At 68.9% G+C, this 18,153-nt stretch carries 21 protein-coding genes; 7 read left to right on the top strand and 14 right to left on the bottom strand.

Annotated features, from left to right (window positions below; all coding sequences use genetic code 11):
* Nucleotides 1-71: 71 nt before the first annotated feature.
* Nucleotides 72-1,484: an aminotransferase-like domain-containing protein gene (locus KPL78_RS24440; RefSeq protein ID WP_219765585.1), complete on the bottom strand. Its 1,413-nt coding sequence runs from the start codon at nt 1,482-1,484 to the stop codon at nt 72-74.
* Between the two features lie 149 nt (nt 1,485-1,633).
* Between KPL78_RS24440 and KPL78_RS24435 the strand changes: the two genes are divergently transcribed.
* Entirely contained in the window at nt 1,634-1,975 is a 342-nt protein-coding gene (locus KPL78_RS24435; RefSeq protein ID WP_219765584.1) for a DUF983 domain-containing protein, read from the top strand.
* A gap of 128 nt (nt 1,976-2,103) precedes the next feature.
* Here the strand turns inward: KPL78_RS24435 and KPL78_RS24430 are convergent, their stop codons facing one another.
* Nucleotides 2,104-2,445 (bottom strand): DHCW motif cupin fold protein, encoded by a 342-nt coding sequence (locus tag KPL78_RS24430; protein WP_219765583.1) that lies wholly within the window; start codon nt 2,443-2,445, stop codon nt 2,104-2,106.
* Nucleotides 2,446-2,456: 11 nt separating this feature from the next.
* Nucleotides 2,457-3,047, bottom strand: coding sequence for a YqgE/AlgH family protein (locus tag KPL78_RS24425; RefSeq protein ID WP_255569413.1), 591 nt, complete (start codon nt 3,045-3,047; stop codon nt 2,457-2,459).
* A gap of 102 nt (nt 3,048-3,149) precedes the next feature.
* Between KPL78_RS24425 and KPL78_RS24420 the strand changes: the two genes are divergently transcribed.
* Together KPL78_RS24420 and KPL78_RS24415 are read left to right on the top strand one after the other, a co-directional pair.
* Entirely contained in the window at nt 3,150-3,632 is a 483-nt protein-coding gene (locus KPL78_RS24420) for a peroxiredoxin (RefSeq protein ID WP_219765581.1), read from the top strand.
* 38 nt (nt 3,633-3,670) lie between these two features.
* Complete coding sequence (locus KPL78_RS24415) at nt 3,671-3,895, top strand: hypothetical protein (RefSeq protein WP_219765580.1); 225 nt, start codon at nt 3,671-3,673, stop codon at nt 3,893-3,895.
* Between the two features lie 63 nt (nt 3,896-3,958).
* Here the strand turns inward: KPL78_RS24415 and KPL78_RS24410 are convergent, their stop codons facing one another.
* Genes KPL78_RS24410 through KPL78_RS24400 form a run of 3 tightly spaced genes read right to left on the bottom strand, consistent with a single transcriptional unit; the run spans nt 3,959 to nt 6,964 of the window.
* Nucleotides 3,959-5,818, bottom strand: coding sequence for a pilus assembly protein TadG-related protein (locus KPL78_RS24410; RefSeq protein ID WP_219765579.1), 1,860 nt, complete (start codon nt 5,816-5,818; stop codon nt 3,959-3,961).
* Entirely contained in the window at nt 5,815-6,423 is a 609-nt protein-coding gene (locus tag KPL78_RS24405) for a TadE family protein (RefSeq protein WP_219765578.1), read from the bottom strand. Before KPL78_RS24405 ends, KPL78_RS24410 begins: the two co-directional genes overlap by 4 nt.
* A complete protein-coding gene (locus KPL78_RS24400; RefSeq protein ID WP_219765577.1) occupies nt 6,410-6,964 on the bottom strand; it encodes a TadE/TadG family type IV pilus assembly protein in 555 nt (184 codons plus the stop codon). The genes KPL78_RS24405 and KPL78_RS24400 overlap by 14 nt, the downstream gene beginning before the upstream one ends.
* Before the next feature lie 253 nt (nt 6,965-7,217).
* Here KPL78_RS24400 and KPL78_RS24395 point away from each other — a divergent pair, with 253 nt between their 5' ends.
* The 3 genes from KPL78_RS24395 (at nt 7,218) to KPL78_RS24385 (ending at nt 10,164) form a co-directional block, all read left to right on the top strand.
* Nucleotides 7,218-7,781 carry a LemA family protein gene (locus KPL78_RS24395; RefSeq protein ID WP_219765576.1) on the top strand — a complete coding sequence of 188 codons (564 nt, stop codon included), beginning with the start codon at nt 7,218-7,220 and terminating at the stop codon, nt 7,779-7,781.
* Between the two features lie 16 nt (nt 7,782-7,797).
* Nucleotides 7,798-8,940, top strand: a complete 1,143-nt coding sequence (locus KPL78_RS24390; RefSeq protein WP_219765575.1) for a M48 family metallopeptidase — start codon at nt 7,798-7,800, stop codon at nt 8,938-8,940.
* A gap of 360 nt (nt 8,941-9,300) precedes the next feature.
* The gene (locus KPL78_RS24385; RefSeq protein ID WP_369412843.1) at nt 9,301-10,164 is read left to right on the top strand and encodes a DMT family transporter; all 864 of its coding nucleotides are present in this window, start codon (nt 9,301-9,303) and stop codon (nt 10,162-10,164) included.
* Here the strand turns inward: KPL78_RS24385 and KPL78_RS24380 are convergent.
* From KPL78_RS24380 to KPL78_RS24370, 3 genes are read right to left on the bottom strand one after another with little or no spacing between them, the layout of a single operon-like run.
* The gene (locus tag KPL78_RS24380; protein ID WP_219765574.1) at nt 10,137-10,493 is read right to left on the bottom strand and encodes a DUF952 domain-containing protein; all 357 of its coding nucleotides are present in this window, start codon (nt 10,491-10,493) and stop codon (nt 10,137-10,139) included. The two genes, KPL78_RS24385 and KPL78_RS24380, sit on opposite strands and share 28 nt — an antisense overlap.
* 14 nt (nt 10,494-10,507) lie before the next feature.
* Nucleotides 10,508-10,957 carry a cell wall hydrolase gene (locus KPL78_RS24375; protein ID WP_219765573.1) on the bottom strand — a complete coding sequence of 150 codons (450 nt, stop codon included), beginning with the start codon at nt 10,955-10,957 and terminating at the stop codon, nt 10,508-10,510.
* Nucleotides 10,954-11,289 (bottom strand): hypothetical protein, encoded by a 336-nt coding sequence (locus tag KPL78_RS24370; protein ID WP_219765572.1) that lies wholly within the window; start codon nt 11,287-11,289, stop codon nt 10,954-10,956. Before KPL78_RS24370 ends, KPL78_RS24375 begins: the two co-directional genes overlap by 4 nt.
* An 88-nt stretch (nt 11,290-11,377) precedes the next feature.
* On the opposite strand from KPL78_RS24370, the gene KPL78_RS24365 reads away from it, so the two are divergent.
* Nucleotides 11,378-11,599: a hypothetical protein gene (locus tag KPL78_RS24365; RefSeq protein WP_219765571.1), complete on the top strand. Its 222-nt coding sequence runs from the start codon at nt 11,378-11,380 to the stop codon at nt 11,597-11,599.
* A gap of 191 nt (nt 11,600-11,790) precedes the next feature.
* Here the strand turns inward: KPL78_RS24365 and terL are convergent, their stop codons facing one another.
* From terL to KPL78_RS24340, 5 genes are read right to left on the bottom strand one after another with little or no spacing between them, the layout of a single operon-like run.
* Nucleotides 11,791-13,233, bottom strand: a complete 1,443-nt coding sequence (gene terL / locus KPL78_RS24360; protein ID WP_219765570.1) for a phage terminase large subunit — start codon at nt 13,231-13,233, stop codon at nt 11,791-11,793.
* On the bottom strand, nt 13,211-13,525 hold the full coding sequence (locus KPL78_RS24355; protein ID WP_369412842.1) for a hypothetical protein: 315 nt from the start codon (nt 13,523-13,525) through the stop codon (nt 13,211-13,213). Before KPL78_RS24355 ends, terL begins: the two co-directional genes overlap by 23 nt.
* Nucleotides 13,522-15,801, bottom strand: a complete 2,280-nt coding sequence (locus KPL78_RS24350) for a phage tail fiber domain-containing protein (protein WP_219765569.1) — start codon at nt 15,799-15,801, stop codon at nt 13,522-13,524. The genes KPL78_RS24355 and KPL78_RS24350 overlap by 4 nt, the downstream gene beginning before the upstream one ends.
* A 33-nt stretch (nt 15,802-15,834) precedes the next feature.
* Nucleotides 15,835-16,275, bottom strand: coding sequence for a hypothetical protein (locus tag KPL78_RS24345; protein ID WP_219765568.1), 441 nt, complete (start codon nt 16,273-16,275; stop codon nt 15,835-15,837).
* A complete protein-coding gene (locus KPL78_RS24340) occupies nt 16,275-18,152 on the bottom strand; it encodes a phage tail protein (RefSeq protein WP_219765567.1) in 1,878 nt (625 codons plus the stop codon). Before KPL78_RS24340 ends, KPL78_RS24345 begins: the two co-directional genes overlap by 1 nt.
* Nucleotide 18,153 lies beyond the last annotated feature (1 nt).

Raw genomic sequence — 18,153 nt, 5'->3', positions numbered from 1 at the left:
TTTGGCGGGGTGAGGTCCGGAGAGGGGCGGCGCCCCTCTCCGGTCGCCATCGCCGCACAGGAGCAACCCTTTCACACGATCTCGGTGAACCCGGCCCCTGCCTCCGTGGCCAAGGCTTCCGCCACGGCCTTCAGCGCACCACGCAGCGAGGCCCGCCCCGGGGCCGCTCCCAGGGAGAGCCGCACCCCCGCGACGGGCGCCGCGGCGGGATCGACCGTGAAGGCGTCGCTCGTCACCACGGCGAGGCCCTGGCGCCGCAGATGCGCCGCGAAGTGCAGCCGGTCCCACGGCGCCGGCAGACGCAGCCAGAGATGCAGGCCCTCGGGATGGGCATTGATTGCCTCGGCAGGCAGGATCTCGCGGGCGATGCGTTGGCGTGCCGCGCTTTCCCGCTGGATCGCGCCGAGCACCGCGTGCGCCGTGCCGTCGGCGATCCAGTCCACAATCAACCCGGTCAGCAATGGCGAGGCCATCAGCACCTGCGCTCGCAGTGCCGCGGTCAGCCGGGTCGCCCAGGACGCATCGGGCGCCACGAGGAAAGCGAGCCGCAAAGCCGGGGAGATAACCTTCGATAGCGTTGCGACGTGGAAGGTGAGCGACGGCGCCAGGGTGGCGATCGCTGGCAGGGGTTGGGCGGGGAGCAGCCCATAGGCATCGTCCTCGACGATCGGCAGGGCGTGGCGCAGCGCGACCTCGGCGATCGCCGCGCGCCGCGCCGGCGGCATGGTGATGGCGGTCGGATTGTGCATGGTGGGGACGAGGTAGAGCGCCTTCGGGGCCTGATCTCGGCAGGCGGCATCGAGCGCCTCCGGCAGCATGCCGTCCGCGTCACCGGGCACGGCCAGCAGATGCAGCCCGAGCTGAGCGGCAAGGCCGCGTAGCCCGGGGTAGGTCAGCGGATCGGTCAGCACGGTTTCGCCGCGCGCCGCCAAGCTGCCCAGCACGGTTGTGAGGGCGGGCTGCGCACCGGGTGTCACCAGCACCCGCTCGGGCGCGACGGCGCCGAGCGTGGGTTCGAGCCAGGTTGCCCCGGCGGCCTTCTCCGCCGCGCTGCCTGCGCCGGTCCGATAGGTCAGGCGCCCCGCGACATGGCCTTCAGTCAGCAGCCGCGCGAAGCCCTGCTGGAGCAGCAGGGGAAGGGGCGGATCATCCAGGATCGGCGGCAGGTTCATGCCGAGATCGACCGGGGCCTGGCCCTCGCCGAGCCGGGATATGGCCCGTGCCCCGCCGCCCCGGACGAAGGTGCCGCGGCCTACCGTCGCATCCAGCAGGCCGCGGCGCCGCGCCTCGGCATAGGCGCGGGTCACGGTGGTCAGATCGACGCCGAGCGCCTCGGCCAGCGCACGGTGCGTGGGCAGGCGGCGGCCGGGCGGCAGGGTCCCGTCGGCGACCGCGGCGCCGATGGCATCCGCGATGGCGCGATAGATCGGGCCACTGTCCGGGGCCAGCCGCGGCAGCCAGTCGCTATTGTCGGATGAGGTCATCTTGTCACGAAGCCATACAATACGTATAAATCATCTGCGGTGAAGTTGATTGTATGTATATCAACGAAAATTGTATGGCAATAGGGCCGTGCAAAGGCTTCGCCGGAACGGAGGGACCGATGGCCGGGTCATCCAGGATCCTCGAGGGCGTGAAGCGCGGTCTTCGCCTCCGCTGCCCCGAATGCGGCGAGGGGCATCTCTTCCAGGGCTTCCTAAAGGTGCGCCCGCGCTGCGAGGTCTGTGGCGCGGACAATGCCGCCTATCCGTCGGACGACGCGCCGCCCTATCTCGCCCTGCTGCTGGTGGGGCACATCGTTTTCCCCTTCGTCTTCTGGTCGGACAAGGTCTGGGCGCCCGAGTTGTGGGTCCAGTTCGCCATCTGGCTGCCAATCGTCCTAGGCGTCACCGTCGGCCTGCTGCCCTTCATGAAGGGCATGGTGATCGGCTTCGCCTGGGCGACCGGCGTCACGCGCAGCAGCGCGCGGCAGTGATCCGAACCTGTCTTGCGGATCCGGCGTCGGGCCATGCCCCGACCCGCCAGCCATCCGGGATACGCACGAGGTGCCGGCCGGTTGCCCGACTTCAGACGTCGCCGTCAGGTGACGTCTGAGACAGGTCTTCAGTCGACTATGAACAGCTTCGCGCCTGTCGTCGTGCGCGACAGGTGCGGCTCCGCGCCATCCGCGACCTGGTAGGACATGCCCGGCTTCAGCGTGAAGACGCGGCCATCGGCGAGGGTCGTCTCCATCTCGCCTTCCAGCACCAGCAAGACATGCCCCTTCTGGCACCAATGGTCGGACACATAACCCGGCGAGTGCTCGACCATGCGGACGCGGATCTGGTTGCCCTCTGGCCCGACATAACGGGTGCGCCACAGGGATTCGCCCTTCTCGCCGGCATGGCGGGTGGGCTCGATGTCCGACCAGTCGGTCGTATCGAAGGGAATGGCGGACATCTTCATGCGGGTGGTCCTCAGGCGCGGCCGGCGGTACCGGACAACAGGGCGGGGTCGATGCGCAGCTTCGCCAGCGCAGCTTCCCAGGTGTGGCTCGTATCGTCGCGGAACACCAGGGACCCGTCCGCCGGCACGTTCAGCCAGGCATTGCGCTGGATCTCGTCCTCGAGCTGCCCCGGCGCCCAGCCGGCATAGCCAAGGGCCAGGACGCAATCCTTCGGCCCGCCACCCGAGGCCACCGCCTTCAGGATGTCGAGGCTCGCCGTGAGGGCAAGGCCCGGCACGACGGGCAGGCTGCCCTCGGTGGACCAGTCGTCGCTGTGCAGGACGAAGCCGCGGCTGTTTTCGACCGGGCCACCATCGACCATGCGGATGCGCCGCTGCGGCGGCAGCGGTTCGACCTGCAACTGGCGCAGCAGATCGTCGAAGGACAGGCCCGATAGCGGCCGGTTTACCACCAGCCCCATCGCCCCGTCCTCGGAATGCGCGCAGAGGCACACGACCGAATGATCGAAGCGCGGATCCTGCATGCCCGGCATGGCGATCAGCAGATGCCCGGTCAGGTTGCTGCCATCGGTGTCGGTCGGCGGCGGGGAGGAGGAGGCCATACCTGCCATCTGGCGCCACCGGCCGGCCGACGCAAGCCTTTGCCGCCCGATGACAGCCCGCCCGGCCCGCGCTACACCCGACGCTGCAGCGAGGAGGACGATATGCCGATCAGCGTTGGCGACAGCATTCCGGCGGTCAAGGTCATGCAGGCGACGGCCGAAGGGCCGAAGGAACTCGACACGGGCGAGTTCTTCAAGGGCCGCACCGTCGCGCTGTTCGGCGTGCCTGGTGCCTTCACGCCGACCTGTTCGGCCAAGCATCTGCCGGGCTTCGTGCAGCAGGCCGATGCCCTGAAGGCGAAGGGCGTGGATGCGATCGCCTGCATGGCGGTGAACGACGCCTTCGTCATGGGCGCCTGGGCGAAGGACCAGGGCATCACCGACCAGGTGGTGATGATCGCCGATGGGTCGGCCGTCTTCACCAAGGCGATGGGCCTCGAATTCGACCTGACGGCCCGCGGCCTCGGCGTGCGTGCGCAGCGCTTCGCCCTGGTGGCGAAGGACGGCAAGGTGACGCATATCGCCATCGAGGCGCCCGGCGCCTTCGAGGTCAGCAAGGCCGAGGCCGTGCTGGCAGCCCTTTGACCCCATTCGATGCGTGGCGCTTCCTGGCGGAAGCGCAGATGGTGATGCTCCGCCGCAGCCTGGCGCTGTGGGCGGAGCCGCACAACGCCGCGCCGGCGCTGGCGCGGATGGCCGTGGAAAAGCACGTTGCCTTCACGCAGGGTGCCGCTGCGGCCGGAATGGCGATGGCGCGCGGGGCGACGCCGGATGCGGTGATGGCGGCCGCTCTCAGGCCGGCGCGCCGGCGGGTGCGGCGGAATGTGAAGGGACAGGGCTTGTCCTAGGGCGAGCATGCCGACCGGGCGCAGTGTTTCCGGCCGGCCGCCAGAACGATCGCGGACCGGCGCCTACTCGACGAGGCGGAGGCTGCTCAGCGAATTGGCGATCTCGGTGAAGGCCCGCTGCAGATCCGACGCGGACGGAGCCTCGAAGTAGTAGGGGGAGTTCGGCGTGCTGGCGCAATTCTGCAGCATGGTGCGCTGCGTGCTGTTCGCGACCTCGAACCCGATCACGTAGATACGGATGCGGTGGTTGTTCGGGTTGTCGCTGTTGGCGAGCGTGCTGTCAGGGTTCTTCATGGCCCGGCAGATAGCCGCGAAGCGCGTATCGAGCGCGGCGTCCGCATTGGTCTGCGTGACCGAGGTAATCTGCGAGGACGGGAACATCGTGTTCCAGTTGGTGACGGTGTCGGGCGGCCGCGAATCCGGGTTGATCCGGCCGTAGGCGTTGTAGAGCAACTCCGAGTTCGCCGGCGAACCCCGAACGCTGTTGCCGGCATAGGCCGCCTGCCAGTTATTGTCGCCATCGGTCAGGATGACGACGGCCTTGAACATGTTGCGCGTGTTGTAGGCGAGCGGCAGGACACCGAGGTTAGGGCTGACGGCGCTGCCCGGCCACCAATTCCGCCATTCAGGGCTCAGCGTGTACCAGGCCCCCTGCATGCCGGCGACGATGGTCGTGCCGCCGCTCTTGATGGGTGCCGTGATGGCGTTGACGGCGGCCTGTACGGTGGCGCGGCTGGCGGTCAGGGGCAGGATGGGACTTTGCGCGCACAGGGTATTGCGGCCCGCGGCGGCGACCGTTGAATCATTGGCCATGCCGGCTTCCAGGCCCTGGCTGATTCGGTCGGCATATTCGGCATTGTAGTTCGCGTTGCCGCTGTTGGTCGAAAGCGTGACGGTCGAGTTCCAGTCATTGTCGCCGCGGCAGAAGGCAACGCGGTAGTTGGTTGTCGAGTTCGCCGTATCCGAGGCGTAGAGCGCGACCGTGATCGCCCCATAGGCGTTGGCGGTCGTGCACACGCCGGTGCCGCTGTTGCTCGTGCCACCGCCGCGATACTGCGGCACGCCGGTGGCGTTGGCCCAGAGCGTCGCATTCCTGGCAAGCGTCGCGACCGTATTGCTCGGCGATGCAGGGCTCCCGGTGACGGTGGCCCAGCCGACCCGGCGGAAGGTGCTGGCGTAGAAGTACGGTCTGAGCTGGCCGGCGGAGGTCGTCGGGCCGATATCGGTGATGTCTTGGCCGCCACCGCGCGATTCGACACAGCCGTTCCAGCGCGCCAGGTCCCAGCCGCCGGGCATGCTGGTGGTGTTCAGGAAATTGGCGTTGCCGGGGCCGATATTGATCGTGCGTGCAAAGGGAACGACCGAGACGAAGAGGTTTCGCTTCGTATCGTCCGAGCCGTAGAGCGTGGCCAGCATCGTTCCGACCGCAGCCTGCGCGGCGGCAAGCTTCGAGCCGCGCATGGAGGACGTCTGGTCCATCACGACCGCGAGTTCGAGCCCGGTGGCCTCGCGCTCCGCCACTGTCGTCTCGGCCAATGGCGTGGTCTGGCGGGAGATGATGCCAAACAGCGTCGTATCGAGCGTCGCCGTGGCGGTGAGCCGAATGCGCGTATCGCTCAGGCGCTGGATCACCGGCTGTGCCGGCGTCGTGGGGACGGTCGAGCCGAGGAACCGGTTCGACCAGCCATTCTGATTGAAATTGGCCCAGAAGAGCTGCCGCGTGGACGTCTCGTCGACCGTCGTGCTCGTCATCGTCCGTGCGGCGTTCAGGCTCGCGGCATCGACCGCCGTCTTCAATCGGGCGCTGAGCATCCAGATCCGGCTGAGATCGATGGCGAGACCGGCAAAGCCCACGACGGCCACCATGACCAGGGCACTGACAGCCGCGACGGCGCCGCGGCGATCGAGGGTCGCTTTCATCATCCTGTGCAATCCGGGGTCTGGCTGTTGGTCGGCGCGGTCAACAGCGTGGTGGGATCGGGCGCGCGGGACAGGAACAGGGTCGTGCCGTAGATGTTCGCCGGCAGCACCGTGCCGATCAGGCCGGCGCTCAGTGCAAAGGGCTGCACGGTGGCGAAGACCTCGGTGACCAGCAGCGTCTGCGAGGCCGGAACGACGAAATTGTCCGAAATCGTCGCACTGCCGCCGACATTGGCACCGAGACGACTGACCCTCTGCGTATTGCCGGTGCGCATCTGCCAGGCGAGCCGGTTGGCGTTGTTGTTCCGGCCCACCGCGCTGATCACCATCGCTCCGGTACCGTCTACATTGATGATGGTGCCGGCGATACGCCGCCCATGGGCCCAGAAATTGTCGCGGTCGCCCGGCGTGGTGATGGTGCGGCACTGTGAGACGATCTGGCCGATCTGCACCGCGATGGTCTCGACGCGCAACTGGGCGCGAAAGAGCTGGATCAGGTCGGCGCAGGCGAGCGCGATGACGAAGAAGACCGGAGCGATCAGGACGAATTCGACGGCCGCAACGCCCCGGCGACCGACTGCCGGACAGCGGGCTTCAGCAGGACGCATTTTCGAACGGCTCGTTCTTCACGATCAGGAATGCCTGATGGGTAAAGGAATCGGAGCCGAACAGCGTTGCGGCAACGATGCCGGTAATAAAGGGCTGCCGATAGGTGAGGGCGTAGGAAACGATCTGGCCGGCTGCTCCCGCCCCGGCCGTGCCGTTGCCCGTCGAGCCGGAAACGCTTGACCAGTTCGTCGTCGCGACCGTGAGCCGCGACGCATTGATCAGTCCATTCGTGGATCGCGTGACGAGCCAGGGGATGTTCTGGGATCGGCAGGTCGGCACATTCTGCTGGCCCGTCGTGAGCCATGAGGGAGGGGTATCGCTGCCGGTGATGCCATAGCGGCTCGCACGCAGCGCGGCGTGGTCCAGGGCGAAGCCGGTGGCGAGTTGCCACGCCACTTCCATGATCGCGATGATCACGATGAAGAACGGAATCGCAACGAGCGCGAACTCCGTCGCGGCGGCGCCGCGGCGGTCCAAACGCGGGCCGAACCGGAGATGCAGCAGACCGCGGTAACGGCGCTGCGATGCCTGGGCTGTCATGATGCAGTGCCGTTTTGGGCAGCAATCTAGGGTGGTTAACGATACGTTGCTATAATGCGATTATCCACTAAAAATTTCCAATAAATTGAACCAGGCTCGTTAAACAGAACGATCCCGACCTCCGGGCTGTGCGGCGTATCACCGTGCCAGGGCTGGCGCTAGGCTGCGGGGCCGCTAGTCTCACAACCCTGCGCTGTCGGCGCCGCCCGATCATTCGGGCGGGGCGAGCGCCACAGGGAAGGAGTCGCGCTGCATGCTCTGGGTGATCCTCGGCATCATCGTCGTCGTCATCGTCTGGCTGGTGATCGTCTACAACCGCCTGGTCACGCTGCGGCAGGTGACCGGCCAGTCCTGGTCCGACGTCGATGTGCAACTCAAGCAGCGCCACGACCTGATCCCGAACCTGGTCGAGACGGTCAAAGGCTATGCCGCGCATGAGAAGACCACCCTCGATGCCGTCATCCAGGCCCGCAACGCGGCGGTGACCGCCCAGGCCCAGGGTCCGGCCGCGGCGGGACCCGCGGAAGGTGCGCTCGGCGCCGCCCTCGGCCGGTTGTTCGCGCTGTCCGAGGCCTATCCGGACCTCAAGGCCAACCAGAACTTCCTGTCCCTGCAGTCGGAGCTGTCGGATATCGAGAACAAGATCGCCGCCGCCCGGCGCTTTTACAACTCGTCCGTCGCCGAATACAATGCCATGACCGAGAGCGTGCCGGCCGTCTTCTTCGCGCGGTCCATGGGCTTCCAGCAGCGCGGCTTCTTCGAATTGCCGGAGGGCGAGCGCACCGCGGTCCAGGCCGCGCCCACGGTGAAATTCTAGGAACGGAGGCCCCGCCATGCAGGCCTTCGGCCTGCGCACCCACGCCTGGAACACCGCTTGGCGGTCCATGCTGCTGCTGGCGGGCTTCCCGCTGCTGCTCGCCGTCATGGCACTGGGCGTGGGGATGATCTTCGGGTCCGAACAGCGCGATCTCGGCCGCGCTTTCGGCAATGCCCTGCGCAACCTCCCCTGGCTCTATGCCATGGCCTGGGTCGGGGCGTTGATCTGGTTCGCCATCGCCTGGGTTGCCCACAACAAGATCCTCGACTGGGCGACGGGCGCGCATCCCGTCACGCGCGCCGAGGAACCGCGCCTGTGGAACCTGCTGGAGAACCTCTGCATCTCCCGCGGCATGCGCATGCCGCGCCTCGCGGTCATCGAGACCGAGGCGATGAACGCCTACGCCGCCGGCCTGTCGCGCGAGGCCGGCTCGGTCACCGTCACCCGCGGGCTGATGACGGCGCTGGATGACCGCGAACTCGCCGCGGTGCTGGCGCATGAGCTCAGCCACATCCGGAATGGCGATGCCCGGCTGGGGCTGATCGCGGCGGTCTTCGTCGGCATCATCTCGCTCGGCTTCGACATGATGACGCGCACGCGCCGCGCCGTGCGCGCCGGGCGGGTCAGCGATTGGCGCATCAACACCAATTCCCGCAACAACAACGCCGGCTGGGCGGCGCTGATCGGCGTGCTGATGATCGCGCTCGCCTGGCTGCTCGCCACCGTGCTGCGCATGGCCCTCTCGCGGAACCGGGAATTCCTGGCCGATGCGGGCGCGGTGGAACTGACCGCCGACCCCGACGCCATGATCACCGCCCTGCGCAAGGTAGAAGGCCACGCCGACATGCCCGAGGTGCCGCCCCAGGTGCGCGCGCTGTTCCTCGAGGATGCCTCCGACAACGCGCTGTCATCTCTGATGGCGACGCATCCGCCGATCGGCGACCGCGTCGCGGCGCTGGTGAAGTTCGCCGGCGGGCGTGACCCGGGACCCATCGCACCGCCACCCATGGTCGAGGCCGAGACCCCCGCCTGGGCACAGCACGACGCGACCGACGAGACGGTGCGCATCGCGCCGGGGGCTGCGGAGACGCCCGCGCCCTGGTGGCAAGGGCCGGCGCAGGGGACCGGGACGGGCGCGTCGCCCTGGGGGAAGCGGTAGAACCGGAGGGGCGCTGCCCATCCGGACCACCCCGCCAAATGCTGAGGGCATTTGGAATGCCAGATACCTGGCGCCGCGCACCAACGGCATGCCGTGCCGTCACAGCGCGCTTCGTGCGCCAATACGGGTCGCGGCGCTGATCCTGTAAGCGGCACCCGGCGCCAGGTGACGGTTTCCAAAGGTCTCGGTTCTATGCGGGTGCCCATTCGCGTTGTGAAGCAGCGTGAATGGGTTCCCCTGGCGGGGTGGCTTGGAGGGGCAAAGACCCTCCAATCTCCATCGTGCGGGAACGGCGCCACCAGTTGACGCGCCCCATCCGCCGCGGTCAGAAGCGCCCGGTCACACCAAGAAAGAGCGCGCGTGCGGGGCCCGGCCTTCATCGTCGCGGCGATGGCGCTGTTTGCGCTGCTCGACGCGAATTCCAAGCTGCTGTCGGGGCGATATCCGGCGGACCAGGTCATCGTGCTGCGCTATGCGACCCTGCTGCTGGCGCTGTTCGCCGCGCGGGCCGTGGTGCCGGGTCTGGGCGGGACGCTCGCCACCGTGCATCCCGTGCTGCATCTGACGCGCGCGGTCGTCATGATCGGGTCGGGTTTCGGTTTCTTCCTCGCCTTGCGGGAGATCCCGATGGCCGAGGGCTACCTCGTCTATTTCACCGCGCCCTTCATGACGCTGGGATTGGCCGCGCTCGTGCTGAAGGAACGCACGGGGCCGGCGGTCTGGGGCTGGTCGGTGGTGGGGTTTTCGGGGGTCATGGTGGCGATGTGGCCGGGGCTTGCGGCCGGCGGGCCGGTGCATGCCTATCTCTGGGCCTTCTTCGCGACCATCTGCTACGCGACGGTCCTGACCATCAACCGCCTGCTGCGGCACGAGACCGGCTTCGCGGTGCTGATCCTGTGGTCGTCCCTGCCGGGGCTGATCCTGGTCTCGCCCTTCGCCATGACGTCCTGGGTGACGCCGTCCTGGCCGGACCTGGCGGCGCTGTCGGTGAACGGGCTGCTGGCGGGCGGGGCGACGCTGTGCCTCGCCATCGCCTTCCGCCATGATTCGGCGGCACGCCTGGCGCCGCTGGAATTCAGCGCGCTGCTCTTCGCCCTGTCCTTCGACTTGTTGATCTGGGGCGTCTGGCCGAGCGCCTGGACCATGGGCGGCGCCCTGATCGTCGTCTTCGCCCTTCTGATGAGCCAGCAAGCGGCTCAGGCGAAATCTGCGGGGAAGACGTGACGCCCATCGGGGCCGAGCGGCAGCGCCACCACCCGCGTCACCGCCGCCATCGGCAGCGATGCGTAGAGATGCGGGAACAGCCCCGGCCGCGAACTGCCCGCGGCCGGTTCCCATTTCAGCGCCGCGCCGAGCGCAGCGACATCCGCTTCGACCAGCCGCAGATCCGGCACGCCGGCCCGGTGCTTCGCGGCACTCCCCTGCACCTGCGCCGCGGTCGAGAAATGCAGGAACCCGTCCCGCGCATCGTCCGCGCTGCCGGCATAGGCGCCGGCGGCCTCGGCCGCGCGCCAGTCGGCCTCGCGAACCAGGGTGTAGATGAAGCGTTCCATGGGCGGGGCTTCTATCAGACGAGGTCCTCAGCCCGATAGAAGCACAGCCCACCGATCTCGGCCGCCGCCGGCCGGCCGAGCGCCCATCCCGGCAGCGCCGCCGCGTCATGGTAATGTGTCGCCCCGCCCGTCGGATCGGGCAGGCCGCCCCCCATCGCCCGCGCCGCGACGCGCCGGCAGATCGCCAGCGCCCCGTCACCGGCCGGGATCTCCCGCAGCGCCGCGTGCCGCGGGTGGTTGCGGTTCCAGCACGGAAACTGGAACGGCGCGCGGCAGACCCCCGCGACACCCCTGCCCCAATGGGCCGACCCGTCAGGTTCCGCCGCCCGCCGCGCCCGGTTCATCACCAGCGCCGCCAGTGCCTCGATCGCCCGCACGGGGCGATCGGCGGCCTCGCCCCACAGGGTCAGGGCCAGGATCTCGGCGGCCGCCTCGCGCGGGCCGGCATGCAGGGCGGCGCTCATTCCCGGTCCTCCAGCCGGCGCGCGGCCTGCGCCGCGGCGATCCCGGCGCGCGAGACCTCCTCGATCTTCTCCTCGATGCGCAGGAGATGATCGGAAATCCGGCGGTCGAGGTCGCGGATCAGCGACAGCGGCACATAGGTGCGCGCCACCTCGATCTTGAACTGCGCGAGTTCGTCCCGAGTGCGCGTCAACGCATCGGATTCCCGCTGGTCGCCGCGCTCAAAGCGCTGGTGCATGTCGGTGCGCAGCCCGTGGATCATCCAGAACAGCGCCACGACGATCGGCGCCTCCACGGCCGTGATCCACCAGGTGGGTTCGATCTGGATCGGCATTCTTCGCCTGCCTTTTGCTGGAACCTTGAAGGGAAAGCGGCGCCGGCCCACCCTTGAGGGAGCACCCCAGGGGACCCGACGCCGTCACATGTGGAACGAGCCCTATCTCGAGACCTGCTGCCGCTCGGCCCTGCACCGGCTGACGCTGGTGGGGCCGCACGGCCGCCCGCCCGGTCTCAAGGACGGGCCCTGCCTGCTGCGCCTGACGGGCATGGGACTGGCCCAGACCCGCGCGGATGGGCGGTTCGAGATCACCGACGCAGGCCGCGAACGGCATGCGAGCGAGATCCTCAAGAAGCGGGCAGCCTGAAACAAAGGGCGGGGGAGAGAACTCCCCCGCACCCCCTCCTTTTTCTGCCTGTCAGCAAGACGGCGCCGACGCGACAGGACGGCCCATCTAGAGCAGATCCTGGCCGGATGAACTCATCCGGACAGGTGAAGATGCTCGCAAAAACAGATACCTAGAGCTTTGGAGGTGAACGCAAGTTCACCGGAAATGCTCTAGGCACGCCAGTCAGGGGCGCGCGCCGCAGCCGAAGCGCGGACCAGACGCACGGGCTCGGCCAGGAGGCAGCCGGCCACGGCGTCCAGCGCATCATCGCGCGCACCCACGGCATCAGGGCGCCATTCCGACATCTCGCCCGGAAACGAGGTGCGGAAGACGCTCTCATGCGCGTGCAAGCGACGCGCGGCGAGCGACGGCTCCAGCGCCGCCAGGATGCGATCCGCCTTGGCCCGCGTGCTGGCATGTTCCACCACGCGACAGGCGACACCCGCCCGCGCCAGCTCCCGCCGCAACAGGGCGGGCAGGAAGCGGCCGAGGCCATTGGTCTCGACCCGCACCACCGGCAGCAGCGTCTCTCTCAGCACCGCCGCCACGGCGCGGCATTGCTGCGTCGCCGGGTCGTCGGCCGCGTCCGGGTCATGCGTCAGATAGGTAAGCCGATGCAGAAAATGGTGCCCTTCCCCATCGGCATAGGTGCAGGCCAACACCGAAGCGTCGCCCGCACCCGGCCGCCCATAGGCCGGGTCCCAGAAGGCGCCGCCGGACACCATTCGCCGGCCAAGCAGCGTGAGCACGCCCCTGCCCTGCGCCTCGCGGTAATCCGGGTCCTCGCCGTATCGCACGATCGCCGCGGGATCGAGCCGCACGGCGGACGACGCTACCGGCTGCAGCATCATCTGCCGCTGGAACTGCAACGGCCCCACACGATCGCGCAGCGCCGCCACCGCCTCGCGCGAGAAGCGCTCCGGCCAGGCGGAGGCCCCTACCGCACTCATCACCGGCACCGCCAGCCGGCGATACCCGCGCAGGAAGGCCCCCTCCTCCTTGGGATGGCGATAGAGGCTGTCCTCGCAATGCGGCGTGCCGACGAACAGGATCGTGCCGTCGGGCACCAGGATGAACTCCGCCTCCGCCAGCCGCTCGCGCAGCTCCGCGCGCTTGCCCGGCGTGTCGCAATTGCCGGCGACCTCGACATCGTCGCAGATGATGATCTCCGCGCGGCTGCCGGTGACATTGCCACCGATGCCCTGCGCCATCATCGACGGATCGCGCAGCGCGCCATCGCGCGCGACGGTGAAGCGATCCGACGCCCAGGCCTCCGCCGCCGCCGGCACCAGGTGCCGGCACAGCGGATGCCGTTCGATGATGCGCCGGACGGAAGCAACCATCTTCACCGCCAGCGAGGCATCCGCCGCCAGCACCAGGATGCGCGTCTGCGGCCGCCGCGCGAGCTGCCAGGCGCACCACAGCCCGATCAGCGTCGACTTGCCGCAGCCGCGGAAGGCCATCAGCAGCAGGCGGCGTTCGCCTGCCGTCTCACGCCCTTCCAGCCACCGTGCGATCCGGCGGTGCACCGACGGCGTGTCGTTGTGCAACCGCCGGTTCCAGACCCAGACGAATTCGAGGAAGCCCGCATCAGCACTGCTCCTCCTCGCCATGCAGATCCTCCTCCTCGAATGCTGCGAGTGCCTGGCGCGCCTCGATCAGGAAGGTCGTCGCCTCCTCGATGCCGCTGTCAGGCTCGCCCATGGCGCGGGCGAGCTTGAGCAGATGCTCGAGATGCGCGAGCGCGGCGCGGCACGCGGCGTGATGCGCGGCGAAGGCCTTGGTGTCGTCGCCGGTGCCGGGCTCCGGCCCGCCATGCAGGAAGCGGAAATACTCCTCCGCCACCACATCCATCGCCGCGCGCAGATCCGGCCCGCGCGGGACGGCCTCGCGGCGGCCGGTCACGCCTTCACCACGCGCGCGCGCACCGTGCCGGGATTGAGGTCGATGGCCGCGCCGCTGCGGTTCCAGGCGGTGACGGTCACGACATCGGTCGCACCCACCTGTGCCAGGAACACCACGCCCGACGTCGCCACCGAGAAGGCCGCCGAGGCGAAGTCGCCCGGCCGCGCGCCAGGCACCGTCACATTGGTCTGCGCCGAGGCGCCCGCCGCGATCGAGGCCGGGTCCCATGCCGCTTCCGCCACCAGCTCCCGCGCGCCATGCGGCAGGCTGGGCTGGCCGTACAGCAGCGGCGGCGTGAACAACGGATCGCAGCCGAGCCGCATGGCGCGCACCTCGTAATCCGTGCCGATGCGCGCCAGCCCGATGATGGCGTAGGCCACCTGCGGTTCCAGATGCACGACCTGCGGGCGCGTCAGCGTATCGTCCGCCATGTCGGCCGAGCCCTGGTACCAGCGCGCCGCCGCGTTCCACACCAGCGACTGGCCCGAGGCCCGCACCAGCGGCGTGCCGCTGTCGCTCAGCAGATTGCGGTTCGCGTCGAAGCACATCACCGCAAGCCGCGGGAGATCCGCGTCGACGGCCAGCGCGAAGTCTCGGCAGCGCCGCGCATCGACCACGAAGCCGAGCCCACGCCCGCCCGTCAGCACCGCGCCGGTCTCCGTGAAGCCATAGGAATCCAGTGCCGCGAAGGCGAAGTCCGACAGCGTCGAGGGCGACCCCGAGACGTTGGAGGACAGGCAGGCGAGTTTCTCGAAACCCCATTCCGTGTTCGACCAGCGGATGCGCGCCGCGCGGAGGTTCGGCACGTTGCCGACCTCCCGCGTTGCCTCGCGGAACGCCGCTGCCTGGTGGAAGGCGCGCACGACGGCGCCGGTGCGCGTCGCGCTCGGCGTGTAGTCCACGTCGATCAGATAGGCTTGGCTCGCCCAGGCGACCTCATAGACATGGTCCTGCGCGCCGCCAGTGTGCCGCGCAACGAAGGGGCTGCAGCCTTCCATGCGGATCGCCCGTGCCCAGACCGACCGGCTGTTCACCTCGACGAGGAAGGGAATGCCGGTGATCGGCTTGTCCCTGGCCTGGAGTTCGAAGCCCGGCCCATCGAACAGATGCCGGTTGTGCGCGACATAGGCGCCCGGCGCGGCGGAGATACGCACGCCGAAGCGATCCTTGTCGGTATGTACCGAACTGCCGATGGCGAAGTGCCCGCCATAGTATCGCACGGAGGTATTCCAGGCCGCCGCCGTCTCGGTCCGCACGTCGAGACCGATCTTGTTGTTCACGATGCGCCCGAGGATGAGCGTCGTATCCTCGAAGCCGCGCTCCACGCCCTGGGTGCGGATGCCGATGGTGAAGCCTTCGATCTGCCGGATCTCGACCAGCGAGGCATCGAGGTTGCGCATCACAAGGCCGATATCGGCCTCATTCATCCAGTCCGAGATTGTGGCGCGGATCACCCGCAGCCCTACGTAGCGCTTGGCGGCATTGCGCACGGCGGCGCCGTCGCCGAGCGTCAGCGCGGCCTGCCCATCCGGTCCGGCATAAAGAATGGAGCCCAGCATCACGAGCCCCGCCGCACCGCCGCCCAGCACCAGCGGCTGCGTCGTGCGGAAGGTGCCCTCGCCGATCTCCAACACATGACCCGACGCCGCCGCGGCCGCCATCGCAGCCGCGAGCGCCGGCCCGTCATCGGTCACGCCGTCGCCCGTCGCGCCGAAGTCGCGCGCGGTCAGGCGCTCGCCAAGCTTATCCTCCACGCTGCGCGGCACGCCGCCCGGAAACGGCACGCCGAGCTTGCCGGTATCGCGATCGAATAGGGCGATCCCGCCCGACCCATCGAAACCGAGCACGCGGTTCGCGCGCGCGCTGCGGGCGGGCAGCACCAGATTGCCTGCCTCGGTCGGCGGCAGGTGCACAGTGCCGGCGACATCGTCGGCCACCTGCTGGATCGCCGCGACCTGGTAGTCGAGCTCGTCATTCAGGTTGCGCGCACGCAGGATGCCGTTGTCCTGGAAATCCGTCGCGCGGGCGATCTTCAGCCGGCGGCGTAGCGTGATCTCGCTGCCCGCGGCAGGCGGTTCGGCGAAGGTGACGACGCCACCGTCGGACGATCCGGCGCCCGCGATGGTCGTCCCACCCGCCAGCACCGTGCCATCGACGCGGATCTCGAGATCCTCCTCCGCAAAGATCGGGAAGGGATAGGTGAAGTCGGCCAGCACGCCGTCCGCGACATACTGCACGCGCGGCGCGACATCGCCGATCGTGATGTGTTCGGCCATGGGTGGTCCTCGATGTCCAGGGGGTGGGGCGGCTTAGGCGAGCAGGTTGCGCACCGCGCCGCCGAGCGTCTGTCCGGCACGCAGATAGCTGTTGAAGCTGCCATCGGCGGCGAGCAGCGACCGCCGTCCGGCAGCGAGCCGCGCGCTCATCGTCGCGACATCAGCCGCCGCGTCCTTCGCCGCATCGGCGCGCAGGCCGGTGGTCAACGCGGCGGCGGAGCCCTCATCGGGCGAAACACCGCTCGCCGCCGCGCGGGCGCGCGCCGAGGCGATGGTGCGCGCCAGCTTGTCCTGCCGGTCGCGGTCATTGGCCGCGGCCTGCGCCGTGGCCTGTTCCTGCTGGGCGACCTGCTGCTGGCGCAGGTTCTCGGCCTGGGCGTTGTTCGTCGCCTTCTGCTGCTGGCCCTGGCGGACCTGGCCGTAGACGGCGAGGCCGGTGCCGGACAGCGAGGCGATGGTAGCGAGCTGGGCCATCAGTCGGTGATCCTGATCTCGGTGGTGACGGAAAGCAGCGTCATGGGCAGGGGCGCATCGCCTGTGATGCGCCACAGCGGCTTCAGCCGGTCGCGCCGCCAGCCGAGGCCCCGCAGCGTGACGTCGCCGGTGAAGAAGGCCGGTGCCGCATCGAGCAGCGCGGCATCCAGCCGCCGGAACGGCACGGGTTCCGCACCACGGCCGAGATCGACGGCCAGCGCCTTGGTCTCCAGCAGGCGGAAGGTCGCGGCGACCAGGCGCAGCGGCCCGGTCGCGGCGCTGGTGGCGGCGATGATGTCAGGCGGCAGCGGCTCGATCTCGTGGCTGAAGGCGAGGCCGATCTGCACGGCATAGGCCGGCTCATCCAGCGTGACCTTGCCGCCCGAGACGAGCCCGGGCGCGCGCGGGGCGCCATCGGCCAGCACGCCGACCGCACGGCCTTCGAGATGCCCGAGGCCGAGCCATTCATCCTGCGGGCTCGACGCCGCGCCGGTCAGCGCGGCATCCAGCGCGAGGCCGTCCTCGAAGCGTTCCAGCGCGAAGGCGCCGGCGCGGTCGGTGACCAGCCAGACCGTGCCTTCGGATTCCGCCACGGCGCGAAAGGCGCCCTGGGTTTCCTGCCGCGTCCAGGCGGTCACTTGCTCGGCGCGGTAGATCGTCAGCGTGCCGAGCGAACCATCCGCCATGACCATGTGCAGCAGCCGCGATCCCTGGTCATAGGCCATGGAGACGGGCGTCTCGACCAGATGCCGCGCCAGGATCGCGAGGTCGTTCGCCTGATAGGCCTGGCTGACGTCTGTATAGGCAAACTCATGCACGCTGCGCCCGCTGCGCGCGACGAAGATCGTCGACCCGTCCACATCGACAGGCGGCACCAGGCGATCGACCGGCGATCCCACGCGCGTCTGCCGGTTCAACTGAATGCTGCCCGGCGTCAGCGGATCGCCGCTGACCATCCATTCGGCGCCCGAGGTGAAGACCTGCAGATGCCGGCCCGAGAACAGCCCGCGGATCGCATTCACCTGGTCCGACACCAGGCCGAACTCGATCGCCTCGTCGTCCAGGCCTGTGCCCATGTCGAAGTTGAACAGGTCGCCGGTGCGCGACAGCCACAGCCGATTGGGCGCATCGCGGGATCCGCCGATCACCAGGCGATCCTGATGGAAGCAGCAGGTCACCGGCCAGCCACGCCCGCCGCTGAAGGCGTGCTCGTCCCAATCGACGGTCGCATCGGTCGAGGACAGCGTGTCGAGCACATCGGCGATCACGCGCGTGCTGGAATTCACAGAGGTGATCATCAGCCGCTTGCCGCCGATGCGCAGGAAGGCCCCGCCATGGTTGCCGTTGAATACCGCGGCGCTGGCATCGACCACGATGCTGCCCATCGTCGCACTCGGCGTCAGCGTCACGTCGCCGGCGACGAAGCGCAGAAACGGCGTGACGGCGAAGCTCCAGCCCGCGATGGTCCAGCCGGACGCGGTACGGGTCACGCGCTGGGGCACCATCTCCGAATGCACCAGCAGCAGCGTGTCGGCGTTCTGGGTGAAGCCGATCTGCGGCAGCATCGCCGTGTTCCACGGGCCGGCCAGCACGGCGATCTCGGCATCGCCCTGGAAGACGCGCAGCTCGCCGTCCGTCAGAACGACCAGGTAGGTCTGCTCAGTGTTGAACTCGAAGGGGATCAGCCGCGCCGGTCCAGGCAGCGACGTGACGTGGCGCAGCCCGGCGCGTCGCGTCAGCCCGCCGGTCGGCTGGATGAAGACATTGCGCAGGCGCCGCGCACCGTTCTCGAAGGCGCTGATGTCGCCACGGCCGAGCAGCTCTGGCGCAAGCTCCCCGGCCGTGAAGTTCGTCTTGGCACGCTTGACGACGGCCATG

The sequence above is a fragment of the Roseomonas alba genome (assembly GCF_019430885.1).
GTDB classification, from domain to species: domain Bacteria; phylum Pseudomonadota; class Alphaproteobacteria; order Acetobacterales; family Acetobacteraceae; genus Neoroseomonas; species Neoroseomonas alba.
This window is presented reverse-complemented; position numbering and strand designations above follow the sequence as displayed.